We start from the raw sequence: 20,944 nt of genomic DNA, 5'->3' as shown, positions 1-20,944 counted from the left end.
AGATATCCGGGCAATCAGCTGTCGAAGGCATTCTTGAGCCAGTTCAAATCAGCTGGGCCTGCCGGTGTGCTTTCCATGGCAACCACATCGAAACGGCAAGGGCTGTCAGCCCAGCGATGCTCTTTTTGCAGGAAAAACTGCGCGGCGAGTATCAGCTTCTGACGCTTGCGCCCGTCGATACTGGCGAGCGCGCCACCCCATTGTGCGTGTTTTCTGTAGCGGACTTCGACGAATACTACTGTATCGCCGTCAAGCATGACCAGATCAAGCTCACCGCGTTTGCATAACCAGTTCTGCGCCAGAAGGCGCAGACCCTGTTGTTGCAGATAGTTCAGAGCGTGCAGTTCGGCATCCTTGCCGCTTTGTGCGCTGGACCGCTCGGGCATCAGCGCGGGGTGTCCGGCAGGCGTTGAATCTCGCCACCGACGAATTTTGCCCATGGCATCTGGCGGTCAACGCGCTGGTAGGCGCCGATGCCCAGGTTTCCCGACAGGCCGTCAATGCGGGTGTCCGGCAGCGCCTTGAGTTGGCCCAGGCGCGGTGCCAGGCGGTAGGCGTCCACGCCCATTGCATACAGGCGGCCAAGGCTGCCATTGGCTTGCGGCCATTGCGCGGCAACCTGGTTGCGCAGCGGGTCGGTGGTGTTGAGCAGCCATGGGGTTTCGCAGAACATCACATTGGTCATGTCCAGGTACTGGTTTTTGTCGCCGCTGGCGCTGAACACGTGGGACGTCGCATACACAGGCACATCACCGGCGTACTGGAAGTTCAGGGTCGGTTTGATCTGCTGGGCCAGTTGCGGGGTCACAGCCAGGAAGATGAACTCGATGTCCTGGCGGCGCGAAGGTTGCGCGGCGACGTCGGTGCCGACGGTGCTTTGCAGGCTCTTGGCACGACCTTCGCTTTTACGCAGCTGGAACAGGTCGGCAATTTGCTGGGCGAGGGCCACCGGCTGATCGACGTACTCGACACCCACCACGGTGCCGCCATTGGCTTCCCAGTCCTGACGGAAGGCTTTATAGACACGCTCACCCCATTCGCCACGCGGCACCATGGCGGCGGCGCGGTGCAGGCCGTCGGCACGGGCGCGACGCGAGACTTCGCGGGCTTCGTCTTCAGCGGCCAGGCCGAACTGGAACAATTGCGGCGGGTTTTCGTTAAGTTCGCTGTAGTTGAGGCCCAGGGTGGTGATCGGCAATTGCCCGCGGGAGGCGAGTTGCTTGACCAGTGGCTTCTCCAGCGGGCCGACTACCAGTTGCACACCGGCGGCCTGGGCCTTGGCATAGAAGTCGTCGAGGGAGGTCAGGCGCGAGCTGTCATAGAACTCGATGACCGGCGGCTTCTGTCCGGCTTGTTCAGCCTGGAAGTGCGCCGCCATGAAGCCTTCGCGCAGCGCCTTGCCGACCGCCGCCAAAGGGCCTTCCTGCGGCAGCAGCAGGGCGATCTTGGTCAGCGGCTGGCTGGCCAGCTCCTTGAGTTTGGTCAGCGGGGTCGGCAGGTTGACTGCCGCCGGGTGGCCAGGGTTCTGCGCGCGCCAGGTATCAATGGCGGCTTGCTGTTGCTCCAGGGTGCCGGCGCCCTTGATGGCCTGGGCCAGGGTGATCCAGCCGTCGAGAGTCGGGTTGCCGCTGGCTTGCAGTTGCTCGGCAGGCAGCGCGGCGACCAGCGCCCAGATGGCTTCGTGGTTGTCCTTGGCGGCATCACCCGTCAGCAAGGGCGCCATGGCGACCCGCTCACGCGCGGCGGCCAGGGTCTGGCCATCGGCTTCATAGGCGCGGGCATGCACGGTGCCGGTCCGCACCTGCTGGTCAGCCGGCAGCTCTTTGAGGCTTTGCAAACTGGGGTGGTTCAGGGCTGCCAGCGCCGCTTTGGGCTGATTGCGTGCCATGGCCAGTTCCGCAGCCAGGGTGCTGGCAAACACTTGGGCGGCCGGCTTCAGGACATCCAGGGGCACCTGCGCAAGAATCTGCGACGAACGGCCAGGGTTGTTCTGGTGGTAGGCCAGGTCTGCCGCACTCAGGCGCAACATCGCGGCCTTTTCTGGCGTACTGGCTTTGGTAGCCTGTTCGAGCAGTTGCTCGATACTGGCATCCGGGGTCCGGGGGAGGTCGCCAAGGCTGGACGAGGGCGAGCTGGCGCACGCGGCCAGTAAGGCAGCGAGGCAGAGGGCGGAGAGCAGCCGCAGGCAAGCGATCATGTAAGTGTTCCTGATACCGATCAAATTAGCGTGGAATTGTACCCAAGCACTGGCCCAGGCGCGATGTTACTGGCGTGAAACCATCGATTTAGGTCGTGTAAATGTTGCGAGCCGGCATCCATGGCCGACCTCGAGGGCATATTATCGAGGCGCCTACGCGCTACAATGCGACTTTTCCTTACCATCGAGGTGTGCGTTTTGACTGCTCCAGGTCCTTTGAATTCCACTGCAGGCTCGCTTTTTGTCGTGGCGACGCCCATTGGCAACCTGGACGACATCAGTGCTCGGGCGCTGAAAGTGTTGCGCGAAGTAAAATTGGTCGCGGCTGAAGACACGCGGCACTCCCAGCGATTGATGCAGCATTTTGGTATCAGCACGCCATTAGCTGCGTGCCATGAGCACAATGAACGCGAAGAAGGCAGCCGTTTTATCACGCGCTTGCTGGCGGGCGACGATGTGGCGTTGATCTCGGATGCCGGCACTCCGTTGATTTCCGACCCTGGCTACCACCTGGTCCGCCAGGCGCGTGCCGCTGGTATCAATGTAGTGCCAGTTCCGGGAGCGTGCGCGCTGATTGCGGCATTATCGGCTGCCGGGTTGCCGTCGGACCGTTTTATCTTCGAAGGTTTCCTGCCCGCCAAGGCGGTTGGGCGCCGTGCGCGCCTGCAAGCGTTAAAGGAAGAACCGCGTACGTTGATCTTTTACGAGGCGCCGCATCGCATTCTCGAGTGTTTGCAGGACATGGAGCTGGTGTTCGGCGGCGAACGCCTGGCGTTGTTGGCCCGGGAGCTGACCAAGACCTTTGAAACCCTCAAGGGCTTGCCACTGGAAGAACTCAGGGCGTTCGTCGAGGGCGACAGCAACCAGCAGCGCGGTGAGTGTGTGGTGCTGGTAGCCGGCTGGACCGCACCGGAAAATGAAGGCGCGGTGGGCAGCGAGCCCATGCGTATTCTCGATTTATTGCTTAAAGAAATGCCCCTTAAGCGTGCGGCAGCCCTGGCGGCTGAAATTACCGGCTTGCGTAAGAATGTGCTGTATCAAGTCGCGCTCGATAAGCAGAAGGCCGAATAGTTCCGGGGTTAAACCGGTATTCCGTCCGAACGTGATGGCATTGCTGCACTTTTAATACTTGTCCTGAAGCCGTCGTGCCGTTAACCTGCGCGGCGGAGAGTCGATTGGACAGTCGCTGCCCTCTATGAAAATTAGGGGGGGGAGGAAAGTCCGGGCTCCATAGGGCGAAGTGCCAGGTAATGCCTGGGAGGCGTGAGCCTACGGAAAGTGCCACAGAAAATAACCGCCTAAGCACTTCGGTGCCGGTAAGGGTGAAAAGGTGCGGTAAGAGCGCACCGCACGTCTGGCAACAGTTCGTGGCTAGGTAAACCCCACTTGGAGCAAGACCAAATAGGGTCCCAAGGCGTGGCCCGCGCTGGGACCGGGTAGGTTGCTAAAGATGTCCAGTGATGGCCATCGTAGACGAATGACTGTTCAAGACAGAACCCGGCTTACAGATCGACTCTCCACCTTTTTTCCTTCTGTCCGAGTCTCGGGCAGAAAACCGGTAGTAACGCAAGAATCCCTCCCTGCCAAATCATTGGCAGATGCATCTTCGTAATACCAAAAAAATCTTACTCTTAATAAATCACTTTAACTTTAAGCCATAGCTCCATGAGCTATTTGCGGTTGTTGAGTCAAAAACATCGCTGAACTCGCGTTTCTCCTCCTTTTACGTTCCTAAATCTCCGTTCTGTAAGGCTTTTCCTTGAATCCGTGCCTTGACGGTGTGGTGGGCGCATTCCTATAGTGTGCGCAAGTGGCGGAAAGTGGCACAAAGTGGGTTTTTTGAACGTAAAACGCTAAAATTTGGAGAAACGCATCTGTGTTTCGCGGAGCTAACGCTATCAGTCTCGATGCAAAAGGCCGTCTCGCCATGCCGAGCCGGTATCGTGACGAGCTCATTTCGCGAAGTTCAGGCCAGTTAATCATCACGATTGACGCCGTTGACCCTTGTTTGTGTGTTTACCCCCTCGATGAGTGGGAGTTGATCGAAACCAAGTTGCGCGCTCTGCCTTCATTGCGTGAAGAAAACCGCCGCCTCCAGCGTCTGCTGATAGGCAATGCCGTCGACCTTGAGCTCGATGGCAGTGGTCGTTTCCTGGTGCCTCCGCGCTTGCGCGAGTACGCCAAGCTGGATAAGCGCGCAATGCTGGTGGGCCAACTGAACAAGTTCCAATTGTGGGACGAAGATGCCTGGGATGCTGTTTCTGCAGCAGACCTGGCTGCTATTCAACAACCGGGCGCCATGCCTGATGAACTGCGTGATTTGATCCTGTGACTATTGATAGCGGCTTTAACCACATCACCGTACTGCTTGACGAAGCCGTTGAGGCTCTCGCCGTACGCGCGGATGGCTGCTATGTAGATGGCACCTTCGGCAGGGGCGGGCACAGCCGGTTGATACTCAGCCAGCTCGGGTCCGACGGTAAACTCCTCGGGTTTGACAAAGACCCTCAAGCGATTGCCACCGGGCAAGCGCTAGCGGCCGAAGACGGCCGCTTTGTCGTTGTGCAGCGCAGCTTTGCCGAGTTGGGTGCCGAAGTCGCCGAGCGCGGCATGGCAGGCAAGGTGGCCGGGGTTTTGCTCGACCTGGGCGTATCTTCGCCACAGCTTGACGACCCCGAGCGCGGCTTCAGTTTCATGAACGACGGCCCGCTCGACATGCGCATGGACCCGACCCGTGGCATCAGCGCTGCGCAGTTCATCGCCACTGCGCCCCATGAAGAAATCACCCGCGTGTTCAAGGAATACGGTGAAGAACGCTTCGCCGGCCGCATGGCCCGTGCCGTGGTTGAGCGCCGTGAAATCCAGCCGTTCGAGCGCACCGCCGACCTGGCTGAAGTGCTCAAGGTCGCGAACCCTGCCTGGGAAAAGGGCAAGAACCCGGCGACCCGTGCGTTCCAGGGCCTGCGCATTCACGTCAATAACGAATTGGGCGATCTGGAAGCCGGCCTCGAAGCCGCACTGGACGCCCTGGAAGTGGGTGGTCGCCTGGTGGTGATCAGCTTCCACTCCCTGGAAGACCGCATCGTCAAACTGTTCATGCGTCGTCTGGTCAAGGGCGAGTCCGATAACCTGCCGCGCAACCTGCCGGTGCGTTTCGAAGCCTTTGTGCCGAAAATCAAAATCCATGGCAAAGCGCAGTTCGCCTCCGAAGCCGAACTCAAGGCCAACCCACGTTCCCGTAGCGCAGTTATGCGCGTCGCGGAGAAGCTGCGGTGAGCAAGCTTTTCGCCAAGCCCCTCCCGGGCGGCAGCTTCTTTATGTTGCTGCTGTTTGTCGGCGTCCTGGTGTCCGCGATTGCGGTGTCTTACAGCGCCCACTACAACCGTCAACTGCTCAACACCCTTTACGGGGAATTGAGTGTGCGTGATAAAGCGCAGGCGGAATGGGGTCGGTTGATTCTTGAGCAAAGCACCTGGACGGCCCATAGCCGCATCGAAACGCTCGCCACCGAGCAGTTGAAAATGCACATTCCGGGCGCAGCTGAAGTGCGGATGGTGGCGCCATGATGAAACTCGAAGGCGCACTCTATCCGTGGCGCTTCCGCCTGATGCTCGGCATCCTGGCCCTGATGGCCGGCGCGATTGCCTGGCGGATTATCGACCTGCAAGTGATCGACCGCGACTTCCTGATCGGCGAGGGTAACGCCCGTAGCCTGCGGCATATCCCGATTCCTGCGCACCGCGGTCTGATCACCGACCGTAACGGCGAGCCTCTGGCCGTGAGTACGCCGGTGACCACCCTGTGGGCCAATGCCAAGGAACTGCAAACCGCCAAGGACAAATGGCCTGAGCTGGCTGCCGCGCTGGGCCAGGACCCTAAAGCCTTGAGCGAGCGCCTGGAAGCCCAGGCCAACAAAGAATTCATCTACCTGGTGCGTGGGCTGACGCCTGAGCAGGGCCAGCAAGTGCTCGACCTTAAAGTCCCCGGTGTCTATGGCATCGAGGAGTTTCGTCGTTTCTACCCGGCCGGTGAAACCACCGCGCATATGGTTGGCTTCACCGACATTGATGACCACGGCCGTGAAGGTGTGGAACTGGCCTACGACGAATGGCTGGCCGGCGTGCCCGGCAAACGGCAGGTCATCAAGGATCGACGCGGCAGACTGATCAAAGATGTCCAGGTGACCAAAAACGCCAAGGCCGGCAAGCCCTTGGCGTTGTCGATTGACCTGCGTCTGCAGTACCTGGCCAACCGCGAGCTGCGTAACGCGATCATCGAGAACGGCGCCAAGGCCGGTAGCCTGGTGATCATGGACGTCAAGACCGGCGAGATTCTCGCCATGGTCAACCAGCCGACCTACAACCCGAACAACCGTCGCAACCTGCAACCGGCGATGATGCGTAACCGCGCCATGATCGACGTGTTCGAGCCGGGTTCGACCATGAAAGCCATCTCCATGAGTGCCGCCCTGGAAACCGGGCGCTGGAAGCCGAGCGACAAGGTCGAGGTTTACCCAGGCACCTTGCAGTTGGGCAAATACACCATTCGTGACGTGTCCCGCAGCGAAGGTCCGGTGTTGGATCTGACAGGTATTCTGATCAACTCCAGTAACGTCGGCATGAGTAAGGTCGCCTTCGATATCGGCGGCGAGACCATCTATCACCTGGCGCAAAAAATCGGTTTGGGCCAACCCACCGGCCTGGATTTCCCAGGCGAACGCGTGGGCAACCTGCCGAACTACCGCGACTGGAAAAAAGCCGAGACTGCCACGCTCTCCTACGGTTACGGCCTGTCGGTCACCGCGATCCAGCTGGCCCATGCTTTCTCTGTATTGGCCAATAATGGCCGAATGGTTCCACTGAGCTTGATCCACGTCGACGAAGCGCCAAAAGCCACCCAGGTGATCCCGGAAAACGTCGCCAAGACCATGCAAGGCATGCTGCAACAAGTGATCGAAGCCCCGCGCGGTGTGTTCCGGGCGCAGGTGCCGGCTTATCACGTGGCCGGCAAGTCCGGTACTGCACGTAAAACCTCGGTCGGCACCAAGGGCTACGCCGAAAACTCTTACCGCTCGCTGTTCGCCGGCTTCGGCCCGATGAGCGATCCGCGCTTCGCCATCGTCGTAGTGATTGATGAACCCAGCAAGGCCGGCTACTTCGGCGGCCTGGTATCGGCGCCGGTGTTCAGCAAAGTGATGTCCGGCACCCTGCGCCTGATGAACATCACGCCGGACAACCTGCCGCCGACCCAACAAGCGAACGCCGGGCCACCGGCCGCAGCTGTCAAAGCCAATGGAGGGCGCGGCTGATGTCTCTTAGCCTGAACAAGATTTTTGCCCACGCCGGACGCGATCTGCTGATTCGTGAACTGAGCCTGGACAGCCGTAATTTACGCGCCGGTGACCTGTTCCTGGCGGTGCCGGGCGGCAAGCTCGATGGCCGTGCGCACATCGCCGATGCCCTGCAACGTGGCGCGGCCGCCGTGGCTTATGAAGTGGATGGCGCCACCGTGCTGCCGATCACCGATGTGCCATTGATTCCGGTCAAGGGCCTGGCCGCGCAACTGTCGGACATCGCCGGGCGTTTTTATGGTGACCCGAGCCGTCAGTTGAACCTGGTCGGTGTGACCGGTACCAACGGCAAGACCAGCGTGACCCAATTGGTTGCGCAGGCACTCGACCTCCTGGGCCAGCATTGCGGCATTGTCGGCACCCTGGGCACTGGTTTTTACGGCGCGCTGCAAAGCGGCCTGCACACCACGCCGAACCCGATCGCCGTGCAAGCGACCCTGGCCGACCTGAAAAAGGCCGGTGCCAAGGCGGTGGCCATGGAAGTCTCTTCCCACGGCCTGGACCAGGGCCGGGTGACGGCCTTGGCGTTTGACGTGGCGGTGATGACCAACCTGTCTCGCGACCACCTCGACTACCACGGCACCATGGAGGCGTACGCCGCTGCCAAGGCCAAGCTGTTTGCCTGGAATGACTTGAAGTGCCGGGTGGTCAACCTGGATGATGCCTTCGGCCGCCAACTGGCTGCCGAAGACAGCGAAGCGCGCCTGATCACCTACAGCCTGGAAGACGCCAGCGCGTATCTGTATTGCCGCGAAGCCCAATTTAATGACGAAGGCGTGCTCGCCACGCTGGTCACGCCCCAGGGCGAACATCACTTGCGCAGCACCTTGCTTGGGCGTTTCAACCTGAGCAACGTGCTCGCGGCGGTTGGCGCATTGCTTGGCCTGGATTACGCCCTGGACGAAATCCTGCGTGTACTGCCCAAGCTCGAAGGCCCGGCCGGTCGCATGCAGCGTTTGGGTGGCGGCTCGCAACCACTGGTGGTGGTCGATTACGCCCACACCCCGGACGCGCTGGAAAAAGTCCTCGAAGCCCTGCGTCCACACGCCAAGGGCAAATTGCTCTGCCTGTTCGGCTGCGGCGGTGACCGTGATCGCGGCAAGCGCCCGCTGATGGCTGAAATCGTCGAGCGCCTGGCCGATGGCGTGCTCGTCACCGACGACAACCCGCGCAGCGAAGAGCCGAGCCAGATTTTCGACGACATCCGTGTCGGCTTTAAAGACGCCACCAAGGCCACCTTCGTCGCCGGTCGCGGCGCAGCCATTGCCCAATTGATCGCCAGCGCCAGTGCTGACGACGTGGTGGTGCTGGCCGGTAAAGGTCACGAGGACTATCAGGAAATCAACGGCGAACGCCATGCCTTCTCTGATCTGGTCGAGGCTGATCACGCCCTGACTGCCTGGGAGGTCGCCCATGCTTAAGGCGATGAAGTTCAGCGAACTGACCCAGGCCTTGTCGGCCCGCGTAGTGTCGAGCGATTGCAGCTTCGACGGCGTCAGTATCGACAGTCGTAACATCAAGCCGGGGCAATTGTTTGTTGCACTGGCCGGTCCGCGTTTCGATGGGCACGACTACCTGAATGAAGTCGCCGCCAAAGGTGCCGTGGGGGCCTTAGTGCAGCGTGAAGTGACGGACTCGACGCTGCCGCAATTGCTGGTTGCCGATACCCGTCTGGCCCTCGGCCAGTTGGGCGCACTGAACCGCGCCGCATTTGATAAGCCGGTTGCGGCCATCACCGGCTCCAGCGGCAAAACCACGGTCAAGGAACTGCTCGCCGGCGTGTTGCGCACGCGCGGGCCGGTACTCGCCACCCGTGGCAACCTGAACAATGATTTCGGCGCGCCGCTGACCTTGCTCGAACTGGCCCCGGAACATACGGCGGCGGTCATCGAGCTGGGCGCTTCGCGCGTCGGCGAAATCGCTTACACCGTGGCGCTGACCAAGCCCCACGTGGCGATCATCAACAATGCCGGTACCGCCCATGTGGGTGAGTTCGGAGGCCCGGAAAAAATCGTCGAAGCCAAGGGCGAGATTCTCGAAGGCCTGGATGCCTCGGGCACGGCTGTGTTGAACCTCGACGACAAGGCCTTCGAGACCTGGCGTGTACGCGCCGCCGGTCGCAAGGTGCTGACGTTTGCCGTGCTCAACGCGGCCGCTGATTTCCACGCAGCCGATATCACCGTCGACGCCCGTGGTTGCCCGTCCTTCACCTTGCACACACCGCAAGGCAGCGAGCACGTGCAACTGAACCTGCTGGGCAACCATAACGTCGCCAATGCCTTGGCCGCCGCCGCTGCCGCCTGCGCCCTGGGCGTATCGCTGTTCGGTATCGCCACCGGCCTGGGCGCGGTGCAGCCGGTCAAGGGCCGCACCGTGGCACAACTGGCGACCAATGGCATGCGTGTGATTGATGACACCTACAACGCCAACCAGTCCTCCGTCTGCGCCGCTATTGACCTGCTTAAAAGCTTCGCCGGGCGCAAGGTGCTGGTGCTGGGCGATATCGCCGAATTGGGCGACTGGGCTGAACAGTCCCACCGTGAAGTCGGCGCCTACGCGAGCGGCAAAGTCGACGCGCTGTACGCCGTCGGCCCGAACATGGCCCACGCCGTTGACGCCTTCGGCCTCGGTGCGCGGCATTTCGCTACCCAGGCCGAGCTGATCCAGGCGCTGGTGGCGGCTGAACACGACAAACAAACAACCATTTTGATCAAGGGATCGCGCAGCGCGGTGATGGAAAACGTCGTCGCGGCCTTGTGTGGCTCAAGTACGGAGAAACATTAATGCTGCTGCTGCTGGCTGAGTATCTGCAACAGTTCCACAAAGGCTTCGCGGTCTTTCAGTACCTGACCCTGCGCGGGATCCTGGGTGTGCTGACTGCGCTGTCTTTGTCGCTGTTCCTGGGGCCGTGGATGATCCGCACCCTGCAGAACCTGCAAATTGGTCAATCGGTTCGTAATGACGGCCCGCAGTCGCACCTGTCCAAATCCGGCACCCCGACCATGGGCGGTGCGCTGATCCTGTCTTCCATCGGCATCAGCACCTTGCTGTGGGCCGACCTGCATAACCGCTACGTGTGGACAGTGCTGCTGGTGACCCTGTTGTTCGGCGCGATCGGCTGGGTCGATGACTACCGCAAAGTGATCGAGAAAAACTCCAAGGGTTTGCCCAGCCGCTGGAAGTACTTCTGGCAGTCGGTGTTTGGCCTTGGCGCCGCGATCTTCCTGTACATGACCGCGCCAAGCGCCGTCGAAACCACCTTGATCATTCCGATGCTCAAGGACGCCAGCATTCCACTGGGCGTTGGCTTTGTGGTGCTGACCTACTTCGTGATCGTCGGCTCCAGCAACGCGGTGAACCTGACGGACGGCCTCGACGGTCTGGCGATCATGCCGACCGTGATGGTCGGTGGTGCGCTGGGTATCTTCTGCTACCTGTCGGGTAACGTGAAATTCGCTGAATACCTGCTGATCCCGTATGTGCCGGGCGCGGGTGAATTGATTGTGTTCTGCGGCGCGCTGATCGGTGCCGGCCTTGGCTTCCTGTGGTTCAACACCTACCCCGCACAAGTCTTTATGGGCGACGTCGGCGCGCTGGCGCTGGGCGCAGCCTTGGGCACCATCGCGGTGATCGTCCGCCAGGAAATCGTGCTGTTCATCATGGGCGGTGTGTTCGTGATGGAAACCCTGTCGGTGGTCATCCAGGTGGCTTCCTTCAAATTGACCGGGCGTCGTGTGTTCCGCATGGCGCCGATTCACCACCACTTTGAACTCAAGGGCTGGCCCGAGCCACGCGTGATTGTCCGCTTCTGGATCATCACCGTGATTCTGGTACTGGTCGGCCTTGCCACCCTGAAACTGAGGTAGAAACGAGTGTCCCTGATCGCTTCAGACCACTTCCGCATCGTTGTCGGCCTCGGCAAGAGCGGCATGTCCCTGGTTCGCTTCCTGGCGAACCGGGGCACGTCGTTTGCCGTGGCCGATACGCGGGAAAATCCACCGGAGCTGGTCACGCTGCGCCGTGACTACCCGCACGTGGAAGTGCGTTGTAGCGAGCTGGATGTCGAGTTTCTGTGCCGTGCCGACGAGCTCTACGTGAGCCCCGGCCTGGCCCTGGCGACACCGGCCCTGCAAGCCGCTGCAGCCCGTGGCGTGAAGCTGTCCGGCGACATCGACCTGTTTGCGCGTCACGCGAAGGCACCGATCGTGGCCATCAGCGGCTCCAACGCGAAAAGCACCGTGACCACCCTGGTCGGCGAGATGGCGGCTGCGGCCGGCAAGCGCGTGGCCGTGGGCGGCAACCTCGGCACGCCGGCGCTGGACCTGCTCAGTGACGATATCGAGTTGTACGTGATGGAGCTGTCGAGCTTCCAGCTCGAAACCACCCACGACCTGGGGGCAGAAGTCGCCACCGTGTTGAACGTGAGTGAAGACCACATGGACCGCTACAGCGGCCTGCCGGCGTACCACTTGGCCAAGCACCGGATTTTCCGTGGTGCCAGGCAATTTGTGGTCAACCGCCAGGATGCCCTGAGCCGTCCGTTGATGGGCGAAGGCATGCCTTGCTGGACCTTTGGCCTGAGCAAACCTGATTTCAAAGCCTTCGGCATTCGCGAAGAGAACGGCGAGAAATACCTGGCCTTCGAATTCCAGAACCTGATGCCAGTGCGCGAGCTGAAAATCCGTGGCGCGCACAACCAATCCAATGCCCTGGCGGCATTGGCGTTGGGGCACGCCGTCGGCCTGCCATTTGATGCAATGCTCTCGAGCCTGCGCACCTTCGGCGGCCTCGAGCATCGCTGCCAGTGGGTGCGCGACCTCAATGGCGTGAGCTACTACAACGATTCCAAGGCCACCAACGTGGGCGCCGCACTGGCAGCTATCGAAGGGCTTGGCGCTGATATCGACGGCAAGCTTGTGCTGATCGCCGGTGGCGACGGCAAGGGTGCCGACTTCAAAGACCTTAAAGGCCCGGTGGCTGCACATTGCCGCGCCGTGGTGCTGATCGGCCGTGACTCGGACTTGATCGCCGCCGCGTTGGGCGACGCGGTACCGCAGGTGCGCGCCACCTCGCTGGACGATGCTATTGCTCAATGCAAGGCCCTGGCCCAATCGGGAGATGCGGTGCTGCTGTCCCCGGCGTGCGCCAGTTTCGACATGTTCAAGAACTACGAAGAGCGCGGCCAGCTGTTCGCTCGCGCCGTGGAGGCCTTGGCATGAATTTCAGAAATATCATCAAGCCGTACCCATCGCCGATCATCACCGGTCGTGGTATCGACCTCGACTTCCCGATGCTCGCCGGCTGCCTGGCGCTGCTGGGCCTGGGGTTGGTCATGATCACCTCGGCGTCTTCGGAAGTGGCCGCGGTGCAGTCGGGCAACACCCTGTACATGATGATCCGTCACCTGGTGTACCTGGTGATTGGCCTCGGTGCCTGCATCGTCACCATGATGATCCCCATCGCCACCTGGCAGCGCCTGGGCTGGCTGATGCTGATCGGAGCGTTTGGTTTGTTGATCATGGTGATCCTGCCCGGCATCGGCCGAGAGGTGAACGGTTCGATGCGCTGGATCGGCTTCGGTGCGTTTAACGTGCAGCCGTCGGAAATCGCCAAGGTGTTCGTGGTGATCTACCTCGCCGGTTACCTGGTCCGTCGCCAGAAAGAAGTGCGCGAAAGCTGGATGGGCTTCTTCAAGCCGTTCATCGTGCTGCTGCCCATGGCTGGCCTGTTGCTGATGGAACCGGACTTCGGTGCCACCGTCGTCATGATGGGCGCGGCGGCAGCGATGCTGTTCCTCGGCGGTGTGGGCTTGTTCCGATTCGCCATGATGGTGGTGCTGGCGGTGGTCGCGGTTTACCTGCTGGTGGAAGCACAACCGTACCGTATGGCGCGCCTGATTACCTTTACCGACCCCTGGTCCGATCAGTTCGGCTCCGGCTACCAGTTGACCCAGGCGCTGATCGCCTTTGGTCGCGGCGGATGGCTGGGTGTGGGCCTGGGCAATAGCGTGCAGAAGCAGTTTTACCTGCCGGAAGCGCATACCGACTTCGTGTTCTCCGTGCTTGCCGAAGAACTCGGTGCCGTGGGTTCGCTGTGCACCGTTGCACTGTTCATGTTCGTCTGCGTGCGAGCGCTTTACATCGGTCTCTGGGCCGAGAAGGCCAAGCAGTTTTTCGCAGCCTATGTCGCCTACGGCCTGGCGTTTTTGTGGATTGGTCAGGTGCTGATCAACATCGGGGTAAACATCGGTCGCTTGCCGACCAAGGGTTTGACCCTGCCGTTTCTCAGCTACGGCGGCAGCTCGTTGGTTATCTGCTGCGTGTGCCTGGGCTTGCTGCTGCGCATCGAGTGGGAGAGCCGTACTCACCTGGGCAGCGAAGAGATGGAATTCAGCGAGAGCGATTTTGCCGAGGAGCCGAACCATGGGCGCTAACGTGCTGATCATGGCGGGCGGCACCGGGGGCCATGTGTTCCCGGCCCTGGCGTGTGCGCGTGAATTCCAGAACCGTGGCTACACCGTGCATTGGCTCGGTACGCCACGTGGCATCGAAAACGAACTGGTCCCGAATGCCGGCTTGCCGCTGCACTTGATCAACGTCACCGGCTTGCGTGGCAAGGGCAAGTTGTCCCTGCTCAAGGCACCGTTCGTGTTGCTCAAGGCGGTGTGGCAGGCGCGCAAAGTGATTCGTGAGTTGAAGCCGGTGTGCGTGCTCGGTTTCGGTGGTTATGTGACCGGCCCGGGTGGCGTTGCCGCCAGGCTCGCCGGCGTACCGGTGATCGTGCACGAACAGAACGCCGTCGCCGGTACGGCCAACCGCCTGCTGGTGCCGTTGGCCAGCCGGGTGTGCGAGGCGTTCCCGAAGACCTTCGGCGCCTCGGACAAATTGCGTACCACCGGTAACCCGGTGCGCACCGAACTGTTCATGGCCATTGCTCGTCAGGCCCTGGAAGGGCGCAAGCCGCACTTGCTGATCCTGGGCGGAAGCCTGGGCGCCGAGCCGCTGAACAAATTGCTGCCCGAAGCCCTGGCGCTGCTGCCCGTGGACCTGCGTCCCGAGGTGTTCCACCAGGCCGGTAAAAACCACGATGAAATCACCGCTGCTCGCTATCGCGAGGCCGGTGTCGAGGCGAACGTACAGCCTTTCATCAAAGACATGGCCCATGCCTATGGCTGGGCCGACCTGGTGGTCTGTCGCGCTGGTGCGCTGACCGTCAGTGAACTGGCCGCCGCCGGTCTGCCGTCCTTGCTGGTGCCTTTGCCCCACGCCATCGACGATCACCAGACCCGCAACGCCGAATATTTGGCCGGGGAGGGCGCTGCCTTCCTGCTGCCGCAAAGAACGACTGGCGCCGCCGATTTGGCCGCACGCCTGACCGAGGTTTTGATGCAACCGGAACGACTCAACAGCATGGCGAGCACCGCAAGCCGCCTGGCTAAACCTGACGCAACCCGCACCGTGGTCGATATCTGCCTGGAGGTGGCCCATGGTTGAGAATCAGAAAGCCATGCCGCAGCCCGAAATGCGCCGCATCCGTCGTATTCACTTCGTCGGCATCGGCGGCGTGGGCATGTGCGGGATTGCCGAAGTACTGCTGAACCTGGGCTACCAGGTGTCCGGCTCGGACTTGAAAGAGTCGCCGGTCACTGATCGCCTCAAGTCTTTTGGCGCGCAGATTTTCATCGGCCACCGCGCCGAGAACGCCTCCGAGGCTGACGTGCTGGTGGTGTCCAGCGCCGTGAACACCTCCAACCCGGAAGTGGCCACCGCCCTTGAGCGCCGTATTCCAGTGGTGCCACGCGCCGAGATGCTGGCCGAGCTGATGCGCTATCGCCATGGCATTGCCGTGGCCGGTACGCACGGCAAAACCACCACCACCAGCCTGATCGCCTCGGTGTTCGCCGCCGGTGGCCTGGACCCGACCTTCGTGATTGGTGGCCGCCTGAATGCAGCCGGCACCAATGCCCAGCTCGGCACCAGCCGTTACCTGATCGCCGAAGCCGATGAAAGTGATGCGAGCTTCCTGCACCTGCAGCCGCTGGTCGCTGTCGTTACCAACATCGACGAAGACCACATGGCCACCTACGACGGTGACTTCAACAAGTTGAAGAAAACCTTCGTCGAGTTCCTGCACAACCTGCCGTTCTACGGTTTGGCCGTGGTGTGCCTGGACGATCCGGTGGTGCGTGAGATTCTGCCATCGGTCAAACGCCCGACCGTGACCTACGGCTTCAGCGAAGACGCCGACGTGCGCGCGATCAATGTGCGCCAGGAAGGCATGCAAACCTTCTTCACCGTGCTGCGCCCTGACCGCGAGCCGTTGGACGTGTCGGTGAACATGCCGGGCAATCACAACGTATTGAACTCGCTGGCGACCATCTGCATTGCCTCCGATGAAGGCGTCAGCGATGAGGCCATCGTCGAAGGCCTGTCGCGTTTCGCCGGTGTCGGTCGGCGCTTCCAGGTCTACGGCCAACTGCCGGTAGAAGGCGGCGACGTGATGCTGGTGGACGACTACGGTCACCACCCGACTGAAGTTGCAGCCGTTATCAAAGCCGTGCGCGGTGGCTGGCCGGAGCGCCGCCTGGTGATGGTGTACCAGCCGCATCGCTACAGCCGCACCCGCGACCTGTACGACGACTTTGTCAATGTATTGGCCGATGCCAACGTGCTGCTGCTGATGGAAGTTTACCCGGCCGGTGAAGAGCCGATTCCGGGCGCCGACAGCCGCAAGCTGTGCAACAGCATCCGTCAGCGCGGCCAGTTGGACCCGATCTACATCGAACGCGGTGTGGACCTGGCGCCGATCGTCAAGCCGCTGCTGCGTGCCGGTGACATCCTGCTGTGCCAGGGCGCCGGTGATATCGGTGGCCTTGCGCCCAAGCTGCTCGCCAGCCCGCTGTTTGCGGTTGCGAAGGGGAAGTCGAAATGATCACTGACTACGCCTCCCTGTTCTCGACCATCACGCCTGCCGACTTCGGTCGCGTGGCCGTGTTGTTCGGCGGTAAAAGCGCTGAGCGCGAAGTCTCGCTCAAGTCCGGCAATGCCGTGCTCGAAGCGCTGCAAAGCGCCGGCGTAAATGCATTTGGTATCGATGTGGGCGACGATTTCCTCGCCCGCTTGCAGGCCGAGAAGATCGACCGTGCCTTCATCATTCTGCACGGCCGTGGCGGTGAAGACGGCAGCATGCAAGGCTTGCTGGAGTGCGCTGGCATCCCTTACACCGGCAGCGGCATCCTCGCGTCGGCACTGGCCATGGACAAGTTGCGCACCAAGCAGGTGTGGCACAGCCTGGGTATTCCAACCCCGCGTCACAGCGTGCTGTGCAGCGAAGACGATTGTATTTCTGCAGCCAAGGAACTGGGCCTGCCTTTGATCGTCAAACCTGCCCATGAAGGCTCCAGTATCGGCATGGCCAAAGTGAACTCGGCCGCCGAATTGATCGACGCATGGAAAGCGGCAAGTACCTACGATTCGCAAGTGTTGGTGGAACAGTGGATCCAGGGTCCCGAGTACACCATCGCCACCCTGCGTGGCCAGGTATTGCCGCCTATCGCATTGGGCACGCCCCACACCTTTTACGACTACGACGCCAAGTACGTGGCTTCCGATACTCAGTACCGGATCCCGTGTGGCCTCGACGCAACCAAGGAACAGGAATTGATGGACCTCACGGCGAAAGCCTGTGAGGCACTGGGTATCGCCGGTTGGGCGCGGGCAGACGTGATGCAGGATGACCAAGGGAATTTCTGGTTCCTTGAAGTCAACACCGCTCCGGGCATGACCGATCACAGCCTGGTACCTATGGCAGCCCGTGCTGCCGGTCTGGACTTCCAGCAGTTAGTGCTGGCGATCCTGGCCGCAAGCATTGAGCCAAGAGGCTAACCCCATGAACGGCGCATCGCTTCGTCATCAGCAACCTCCAGTGCCCAGCCGCAAGCCGGTGCCTCGAGGTGCCAGCCGAATGGTGGCTAAAGAGCCGATGTCGGCGCGCCTGCCGAAAGCCAACTTTGGTTTTCTCAAAGCGCTGTTCTGGCCGGTATTGCTGGTGGCGTTGGGCTTCGGCACTTACGAGGGCGCACAACGCCTGTTGCCGTATGCCGACCGGCCGATCACCAAGATCAGCGTGCAGGGCGACTTGAGCTACATCAGCCAGCAAGCGGTACAGCAGCGCATCGGCCCGTACCTGGCGGCGAGCTTCTTTACCATCGACCTGGCGGGCATGCGCGCAGAGCTGGAACAGATGCCGTGGATCGCCCACGCCGAAGTCCGTCGTGTATGGCCGGACCAAGTGACGATTCGTCTGGAAGAACAACTGCCCGTGGCCCGTTGGGGCGATGGCGCACTGTTGAACAACCAGGGCCAGGCGTTCGCGCCGCGTGAGGTGGCCAACTATGAGCACCTGCCGCAGTTGTTCGGGCCACAGCGGGCGCAGCAGCAAGTGATGCAGCAGTACCAGGCGCTGAGCCAGATGCTGCGGCCACTGGGTTTCTCCATCGCACGCCTGGAATTGCGTGAGCGGGGCAGCTGGTTTTTGACCACCGGGGCAGGCAGTTCCGGCCCGGGCATCGAGTTGTTGCTGGGACGCGACCGCTTGGTGGAAAAGATGCGCCGCTTTATTGCCATCTATGACAAGACCTTGAAAGAACAGATTACGAACATTGCGAGCGTCGACCTGCGTTACGCCAACGGCCTGGCCGTCGGCTGGCGTGAACCAGCTGCGCCGACGACAGCCAAACCCGCTGTCGCGAAGAATTAAGAAGAGGCAGGACCCATGGCAAACGTGCAAAGCGGAAAAATGATCGTCGGTCTCGATATCGGCACCTCCAAGGTGGTGGCGCTGGTCGGCGAGGTCGGGGAAGACGGTGTGATCGAAATCGTCGGTATCGGCACGCATCCGTCCCGGGGCCTGAAGAAGGGCGTGGTGGTGAACATCGAGTCCACCGTGCAGTCGATCCAGCGCGCTATTGAAGAAGCGCAGCTGATGGCCGGTTGCCGGATTCACTCGGCGTTCGTCGGCGTGGCCGGCAACCATATCCGCAGCCTGAACTCCCACGGCATCGTGGCGATCCGCGACCGTGAAGTCAGCTCGGCCGACCTTGAGCGCGTACTCGACGCCGCCCAGGCCGTGGCGATCCCGGCTGACCAGCGCGTGTTGCACACCCTGCCGCAGGACTACGTGATCGACAACCAGGAAGGCGTGCGCGAGCCGCTGGGCATGTCGGGCGTGCGCCTGGAAGCCAAGGTTCACGTGGTGACCTGCGCCGTCAACGCCGCACAGAATATTGAAAAATGCGTGCGCCGCTGCGGCCTGGAAATCGACGACATTATTCTTGAGCAGTTGGCCTCGGCCTACTCGGTACTCACCGACGACGAAAAAGAGCTGGGCGTGTGCCTGGTCGACATCGGCGGCGGCACCACCGACATCGCGATCTTCACCGAAGGTGCGATCCGTCACACCGCCGTGATCCCGATTGCGGGCGACCAGGTCACCAACGACATCGCCATGGCGCTGCGTACACCGACCCAGTACGCCGAAGAAATCAAGATCCGCTACGCCTGCGCCCTGGCCAAACTGGCCGGTGCCGGTGAAACCATCAAGGTGCCGAGCGTGGGCGACCGTCCACCGCGCGAACTGTCGCGCCAGGCCCTGGCCGAAGTGGTCGAGCCACGCTACGACGAGCTGTTCACCCTGATCCAGGCTGAACTGCGCCGCAGCGGCTACGAAGATTTGATCCCGGCCGGCATCGTGCTGACCGGTGGCACCTCGAAGATGGAAGGTGCGGTCGAACTGGCCGAGGAAATCTTCCATATGCCAGTGCGCCTGGGCGTGCCCCATGGCGTCAAAGGCCTGGGCGACGTGGTGCGCAACCCGATTTACTCCACCGGCGTGGGCTTGCTGTTGTACGGGCTGCAAAAGCAGACCGACGGCATTTCCCTGTCGGGCCCGAGCATCCGTGACAGCTACCGTGGCGGCGACGACGAAGCCAAAGCGCCGTTGTTCGAGCGGTTGCAGGCTTGGGTAAAAGGCAATTTCTAAAGATTTACCGCAACACCGCAGTCAGTAGTAGGCGAAAAAACTAGAGAAAACGAAAGGAGAGGGAACATGTTCGAACTCGTAGACAACATCCCCGCAAGCCCGGTTATCAAAGTAATCGGTGTTGGCGGTGGCGGCGGCAACGCTGTCAATCACATGGTCAAGAGCAACATTGAAGGCGTTGAATTCATCTGCGCCAACACTGATGCCCAGGCGCTGAAAAGCATCGGCGCGCGGACCATCCTGCAATTGGGCACAGCCGTGACCAAGGGCCTCGGCGCTGGCGCCAACCCGGAAGTCGGCCGTCAAGCCGCGCTGGAAGACCGCGAGCGTATTGCTGAAGTGCTGCAAGGCACCAACATGGTGTTCATCACCACCGGCATGGGCGGCGGTACCGGTACCGGTGCAGCCCCGATCATTGCCGAAGTGGCCAAGGAAATGGGGATTCTGACCGTTGCTGTCGTGACGCGTCCGTTCCCGTTCGAAGGTCGCAAGCGTATGCAGATCGCTGACGAAGGTATCCGTCTGCTGTCTGAAAGCGTCGACTCGTTGATCACCATTCCCAACGAGAAGCTGCTGACCATCCTGGGCAAGGACGCCAGCCTGCTGTCCGCGTTCGCCAAGGCTGACGATGTACTGGCCGGTGCCGTTCGCGGTATCTCCGACATCATCAAGCGCCCAGGCATGATCAACGTCGACTTTGCCGACGTGCGTACCGTGATGAGCGAAATGGGCATGGCGATGATGGGCACTGGCTGCGCCAGCGGTCCGAACCGTGCACGCGAAGCCACTGAAGCGGCGATCCGCAACCCGTTGCTCGAAGACGTGAACCTGCAAGGTGCACGCGGCATCCTGGTGAATATCACCGCCGGCCCTGACCTGTCCCTGGGTGAGTACTCCGACGTGGGTAGCATCATCGAAGCTTTCGCTTCCGAGCACGCCATGGTCAAAGTCGGTACCGTTATTGATCCGGACATGCGCGATGAACTGCACGTGACCGTGGTTGCTACCGGCCTGGGCGCAAAAATCGAGAAGCCTGTGAAGGTCATCGACAATACCGTTCATACCAGCCACAACAGCCACGCCAGCCAGCAAGCTGCCGCTCCAGCGCCTGCGCGCCAGGAACTGCCGTCTGTGAACTACCGTGACCTGGACCGTCCGACCGTGATGCGCAACCAGGCTCAGGCCGGTGCTGCGGCGTCCCGTAGCCTGAATCCGCAAGATGATCTGGACTACCTGGACATCCCGGCATTCTTGCGTCGTCAGGCCGATTAATGGAATGTATCAGGGCTATGAAGGTGATTGGTGTTCAGCAAAGGTCTGGTCTGCTATTATCGCCAGCCTTTGTTGATACCAGTTCG

The 20,944-nt window shown here is 61.3% G+C and carries 18 protein-coding genes and 1 other RNA gene; 17 read left to right on the top strand and 2 right to left on the bottom strand.

The genetic code is table 11. From position 1 onward, the window contains the following. Positions 1 to 14: 14 nt before the first annotated feature. Both ASE80_RS11340 and ASE80_RS11335 read right to left on the bottom strand, forming a co-directional pair. Positions 15 to 386, bottom strand: coding sequence for a YraN family protein (locus ASE80_RS11340; protein ID WP_056858987.1), 372 nt, complete (start codon positions 384 to 386; stop codon positions 15 to 17). Next, complete coding sequence (locus tag ASE80_RS11335; RefSeq protein ID WP_056858986.1) at positions 386 to 2,197, bottom strand: penicillin-binding protein activator; 1,812 nt, start codon at positions 2,195 to 2,197, stop codon at positions 386 to 388. The genes ASE80_RS11340 and ASE80_RS11335 overlap by 1 nt, the downstream gene beginning before the upstream one ends. Positions 2,198 to 2,362: 165 nt before the next feature. Here ASE80_RS11335 and rsmI point away from each other — a divergent pair, with 165 nt between their 5' ends. The 17 genes from rsmI to ftsZ all read left to right on the top strand — a co-directional run bounded on the left by rsmI (position 2,363) and on the right by ftsZ (position 20,858). Further along, positions 2,363 to 3,268, top strand: coding sequence for a 16S rRNA (cytidine(1402)-2'-O)-methyltransferase (gene rsmI / locus ASE80_RS11330; protein ID WP_162238848.1), 906 nt, complete (start codon positions 2,363 to 2,365; stop codon positions 3,266 to 3,268). A 96-nt stretch (positions 3,269 to 3,364) separates the two neighbouring features. Further along, positions 3,365 to 3,718: RNase P RNA component class A (rnpB, locus tag ASE80_RS12705), an RNA gene on the top strand. Positions 3,719 to 4,073: 355 nt separating this feature from the next. Then, positions 4,074 to 4,529, top strand: coding sequence for a division/cell wall cluster transcriptional repressor MraZ (gene mraZ, locus ASE80_RS11325; protein ID WP_003171868.1), 456 nt, complete (start codon positions 4,074 to 4,076; stop codon positions 4,527 to 4,529). Further along, on the top strand, positions 4,526 to 5,473 hold the full coding sequence (gene rsmH / locus ASE80_RS11320) for a 16S rRNA (cytosine(1402)-N(4))-methyltransferase RsmH (protein WP_017138192.1): 948 nt from the start codon (positions 4,526 to 4,528) through the stop codon (positions 5,471 to 5,473). Before mraZ ends, rsmH begins: the two co-directional genes overlap by 4 nt. Continuing rightward, on the top strand, positions 5,470 to 5,763 hold the full coding sequence (gene ftsL, locus ASE80_RS11315; RefSeq protein WP_056858984.1) for a cell division protein FtsL: 294 nt from the start codon (positions 5,470 to 5,472) through the stop codon (positions 5,761 to 5,763). The genes rsmH and ftsL overlap by 4 nt, the downstream gene beginning before the upstream one ends. Further along, positions 5,763 to 7,505, top strand: coding sequence for a peptidoglycan D,D-transpeptidase FtsI family protein (locus tag ASE80_RS11310; protein WP_164488397.1), 1,743 nt, complete (start codon positions 5,763 to 5,765; stop codon positions 7,503 to 7,505). Before ftsL ends, ASE80_RS11310 begins: the two co-directional genes overlap by 1 nt. Then, positions 7,505 to 8,968: a UDP-N-acetylmuramoyl-L-alanyl-D-glutamate--2,6-diaminopimelate ligase gene (locus ASE80_RS11305; protein ID WP_056858982.1), complete on the top strand. Its 1,464-nt coding sequence runs from the start codon at positions 7,505 to 7,507 to the stop codon at positions 8,966 to 8,968. The genes ASE80_RS11310 and ASE80_RS11305 overlap by 1 nt, the downstream gene beginning before the upstream one ends. Continuing rightward, the gene (locus ASE80_RS11300; RefSeq protein WP_056858981.1) at positions 8,961 to 10,331 is read left to right on the top strand and encodes a UDP-N-acetylmuramoyl-tripeptide--D-alanyl-D-alanine ligase; all 1,371 of its coding nucleotides are present in this window, start codon (positions 8,961 to 8,963) and stop codon (positions 10,329 to 10,331) included. Before ASE80_RS11305 ends, ASE80_RS11300 begins: the two co-directional genes overlap by 8 nt. Further along, a complete protein-coding gene (gene mraY / locus ASE80_RS11295) occupies positions 10,331 to 11,413 on the top strand; it encodes a phospho-N-acetylmuramoyl-pentapeptide-transferase (RefSeq protein ID WP_017138188.1) in 1,083 nt (360 codons plus the stop codon). Before ASE80_RS11300 ends, mraY begins: the two co-directional genes overlap by 1 nt. 6 nt (positions 11,414 to 11,419) lie before the next feature. Further along, on the top strand, positions 11,420 to 12,766 hold the full coding sequence (murD, locus tag ASE80_RS11290; protein WP_056858980.1) for a UDP-N-acetylmuramoyl-L-alanine--D-glutamate ligase: 1,347 nt from the start codon (positions 11,420 to 11,422) through the stop codon (positions 12,764 to 12,766). Next, entirely contained in the window at positions 12,763 to 13,980 is a 1,218-nt protein-coding gene (gene ftsW / locus ASE80_RS11285) for a putative lipid II flippase FtsW (RefSeq protein ID WP_056858979.1), read from the top strand. Before murD ends, ftsW begins: the two co-directional genes overlap by 4 nt. After that, a complete protein-coding gene (gene murG / locus ASE80_RS11280; RefSeq protein WP_056858978.1) occupies positions 13,970 to 15,040 on the top strand; it encodes an undecaprenyldiphospho-muramoylpentapeptide beta-N-acetylglucosaminyltransferase in 1,071 nt (356 codons plus the stop codon). Before ftsW ends, murG begins: the two co-directional genes overlap by 11 nt. Further along, positions 15,033 to 16,478: a UDP-N-acetylmuramate--L-alanine ligase gene (murC, locus tag ASE80_RS11275; RefSeq protein WP_056858977.1), complete on the top strand. Its 1,446-nt coding sequence runs from the start codon at positions 15,033 to 15,035 to the stop codon at positions 16,476 to 16,478. Before murG ends, murC begins: the two co-directional genes overlap by 8 nt. After that, positions 16,475 to 17,431, top strand: coding sequence for a D-alanine--D-alanine ligase (locus tag ASE80_RS11270; RefSeq protein ID WP_056858976.1), 957 nt, complete (start codon positions 16,475 to 16,477; stop codon positions 17,429 to 17,431). Before murC ends, ASE80_RS11270 begins: the two co-directional genes overlap by 4 nt. A gap of 4 nt (positions 17,432 to 17,435) precedes the next feature. Then, the gene (locus ASE80_RS11265; protein ID WP_017138182.1) at positions 17,436 to 18,305 is read left to right on the top strand and encodes a cell division protein FtsQ/DivIB; all 870 of its coding nucleotides are present in this window, start codon (positions 17,436 to 17,438) and stop codon (positions 18,303 to 18,305) included. 15 nt (positions 18,306 to 18,320) lie between these two features. After that, positions 18,321 to 19,586: a cell division protein FtsA gene (ftsA, locus tag ASE80_RS11260; protein WP_017138181.1), complete on the top strand. Its 1,266-nt coding sequence runs from the start codon at positions 18,321 to 18,323 to the stop codon at positions 19,584 to 19,586. 66 nt (positions 19,587 to 19,652) lie between these two features. Further along, positions 19,653 to 20,858 carry a cell division protein FtsZ gene (gene ftsZ / locus ASE80_RS11255; RefSeq protein ID WP_056858975.1) on the top strand — a complete coding sequence of 402 codons (1,206 nt, stop codon included), beginning with the start codon at positions 19,653 to 19,655 and terminating at the stop codon, positions 20,856 to 20,858. Positions 20,859 to 20,944: the final 86 nt, after the last annotated feature.

The sequence above is a fragment of the Pseudomonas sp. Leaf15 genome, from assembly GCF_001421425.1.
In the GTDB taxonomy this organism is placed as follows: Bacteria; Pseudomonadota; Gammaproteobacteria; order Pseudomonadales; family Pseudomonadaceae; genus Aquipseudomonas; species Aquipseudomonas salomonii.
Note: the sequence above shows the minus strand (reverse complement) of the source record. Positions and strands in the feature narration are given on the sequence as shown.

Bases quoted from the DNA above. Each gene is read 5' to 3' on its own strand.
- ASE80_RS11340 (WP_056858987.1), bottom strand. From the start codon at position 386: ATGCCCGAGCGGTCCAGCGCACAAAGCGGCAAGGATGCCGAACTGCAC.
- ASE80_RS11335 (WP_056858986.1), bottom strand. From the start codon at position 2,197: ATGATCGCTTGCCTGCGGCTGCTCTCCGCCCTCTGCCTCGCTGCCTTA.
- rsmI (WP_162238848.1), top strand. From the start codon at position 2,363: ATGCGACTTTTCCTTACCATCGAGGTGTGCGTTTTGACTGCTCCAGGT.
- ASE80_RS11310 (WP_164488397.1), top strand. From the start codon at position 5,763: ATGAAACTCGAAGGCGCACTCTATCCGTGGCGCTTCCGCCTGATGCTC.
- ASE80_RS11305 (WP_056858982.1), top strand. From the start codon at position 7,505: ATGTCTCTTAGCCTGAACAAGATTTTTGCCCACGCCGGACGCGATCTG.
- ASE80_RS11300 (WP_056858981.1), top strand. From the start codon at position 8,961: ATGCTTAAGGCGATGAAGTTCAGCGAACTGACCCAGGCCTTGTCGGCC.
- mraY (WP_017138188.1), top strand. From the start codon at position 10,331: ATGCTGCTGCTGCTGGCTGAGTATCTGCAACAGTTCCACAAAGGCTTC.
- ftsW (WP_056858979.1), top strand. From the start codon at position 12,763: ATGAATTTCAGAAATATCATCAAGCCGTACCCATCGCCGATCATCACC.
- murG (WP_056858978.1), top strand. From the start codon at position 13,970: ATGGGCGCTAACGTGCTGATCATGGCGGGCGGCACCGGGGGCCATGTG.
- murC (WP_056858977.1), top strand. From the start codon at position 15,033: ATGGTTGAGAATCAGAAAGCCATGCCGCAGCCCGAAATGCGCCGCATC.
- ASE80_RS11270 (WP_056858976.1), top strand. From the start codon at position 16,475: ATGATCACTGACTACGCCTCCCTGTTCTCGACCATCACGCCTGCCGAC.
- ASE80_RS11265 (WP_017138182.1), top strand. From the start codon at position 17,436: ATGAACGGCGCATCGCTTCGTCATCAGCAACCTCCAGTGCCCAGCCGC.
- ftsA (WP_017138181.1), top strand. From the start codon at position 18,321: ATGGCAAACGTGCAAAGCGGAAAAATGATCGTCGGTCTCGATATCGGC.
- ftsZ (WP_056858975.1), top strand. From the start codon at position 19,653: ATGTTCGAACTCGTAGACAACATCCCCGCAAGCCCGGTTATCAAAGTA.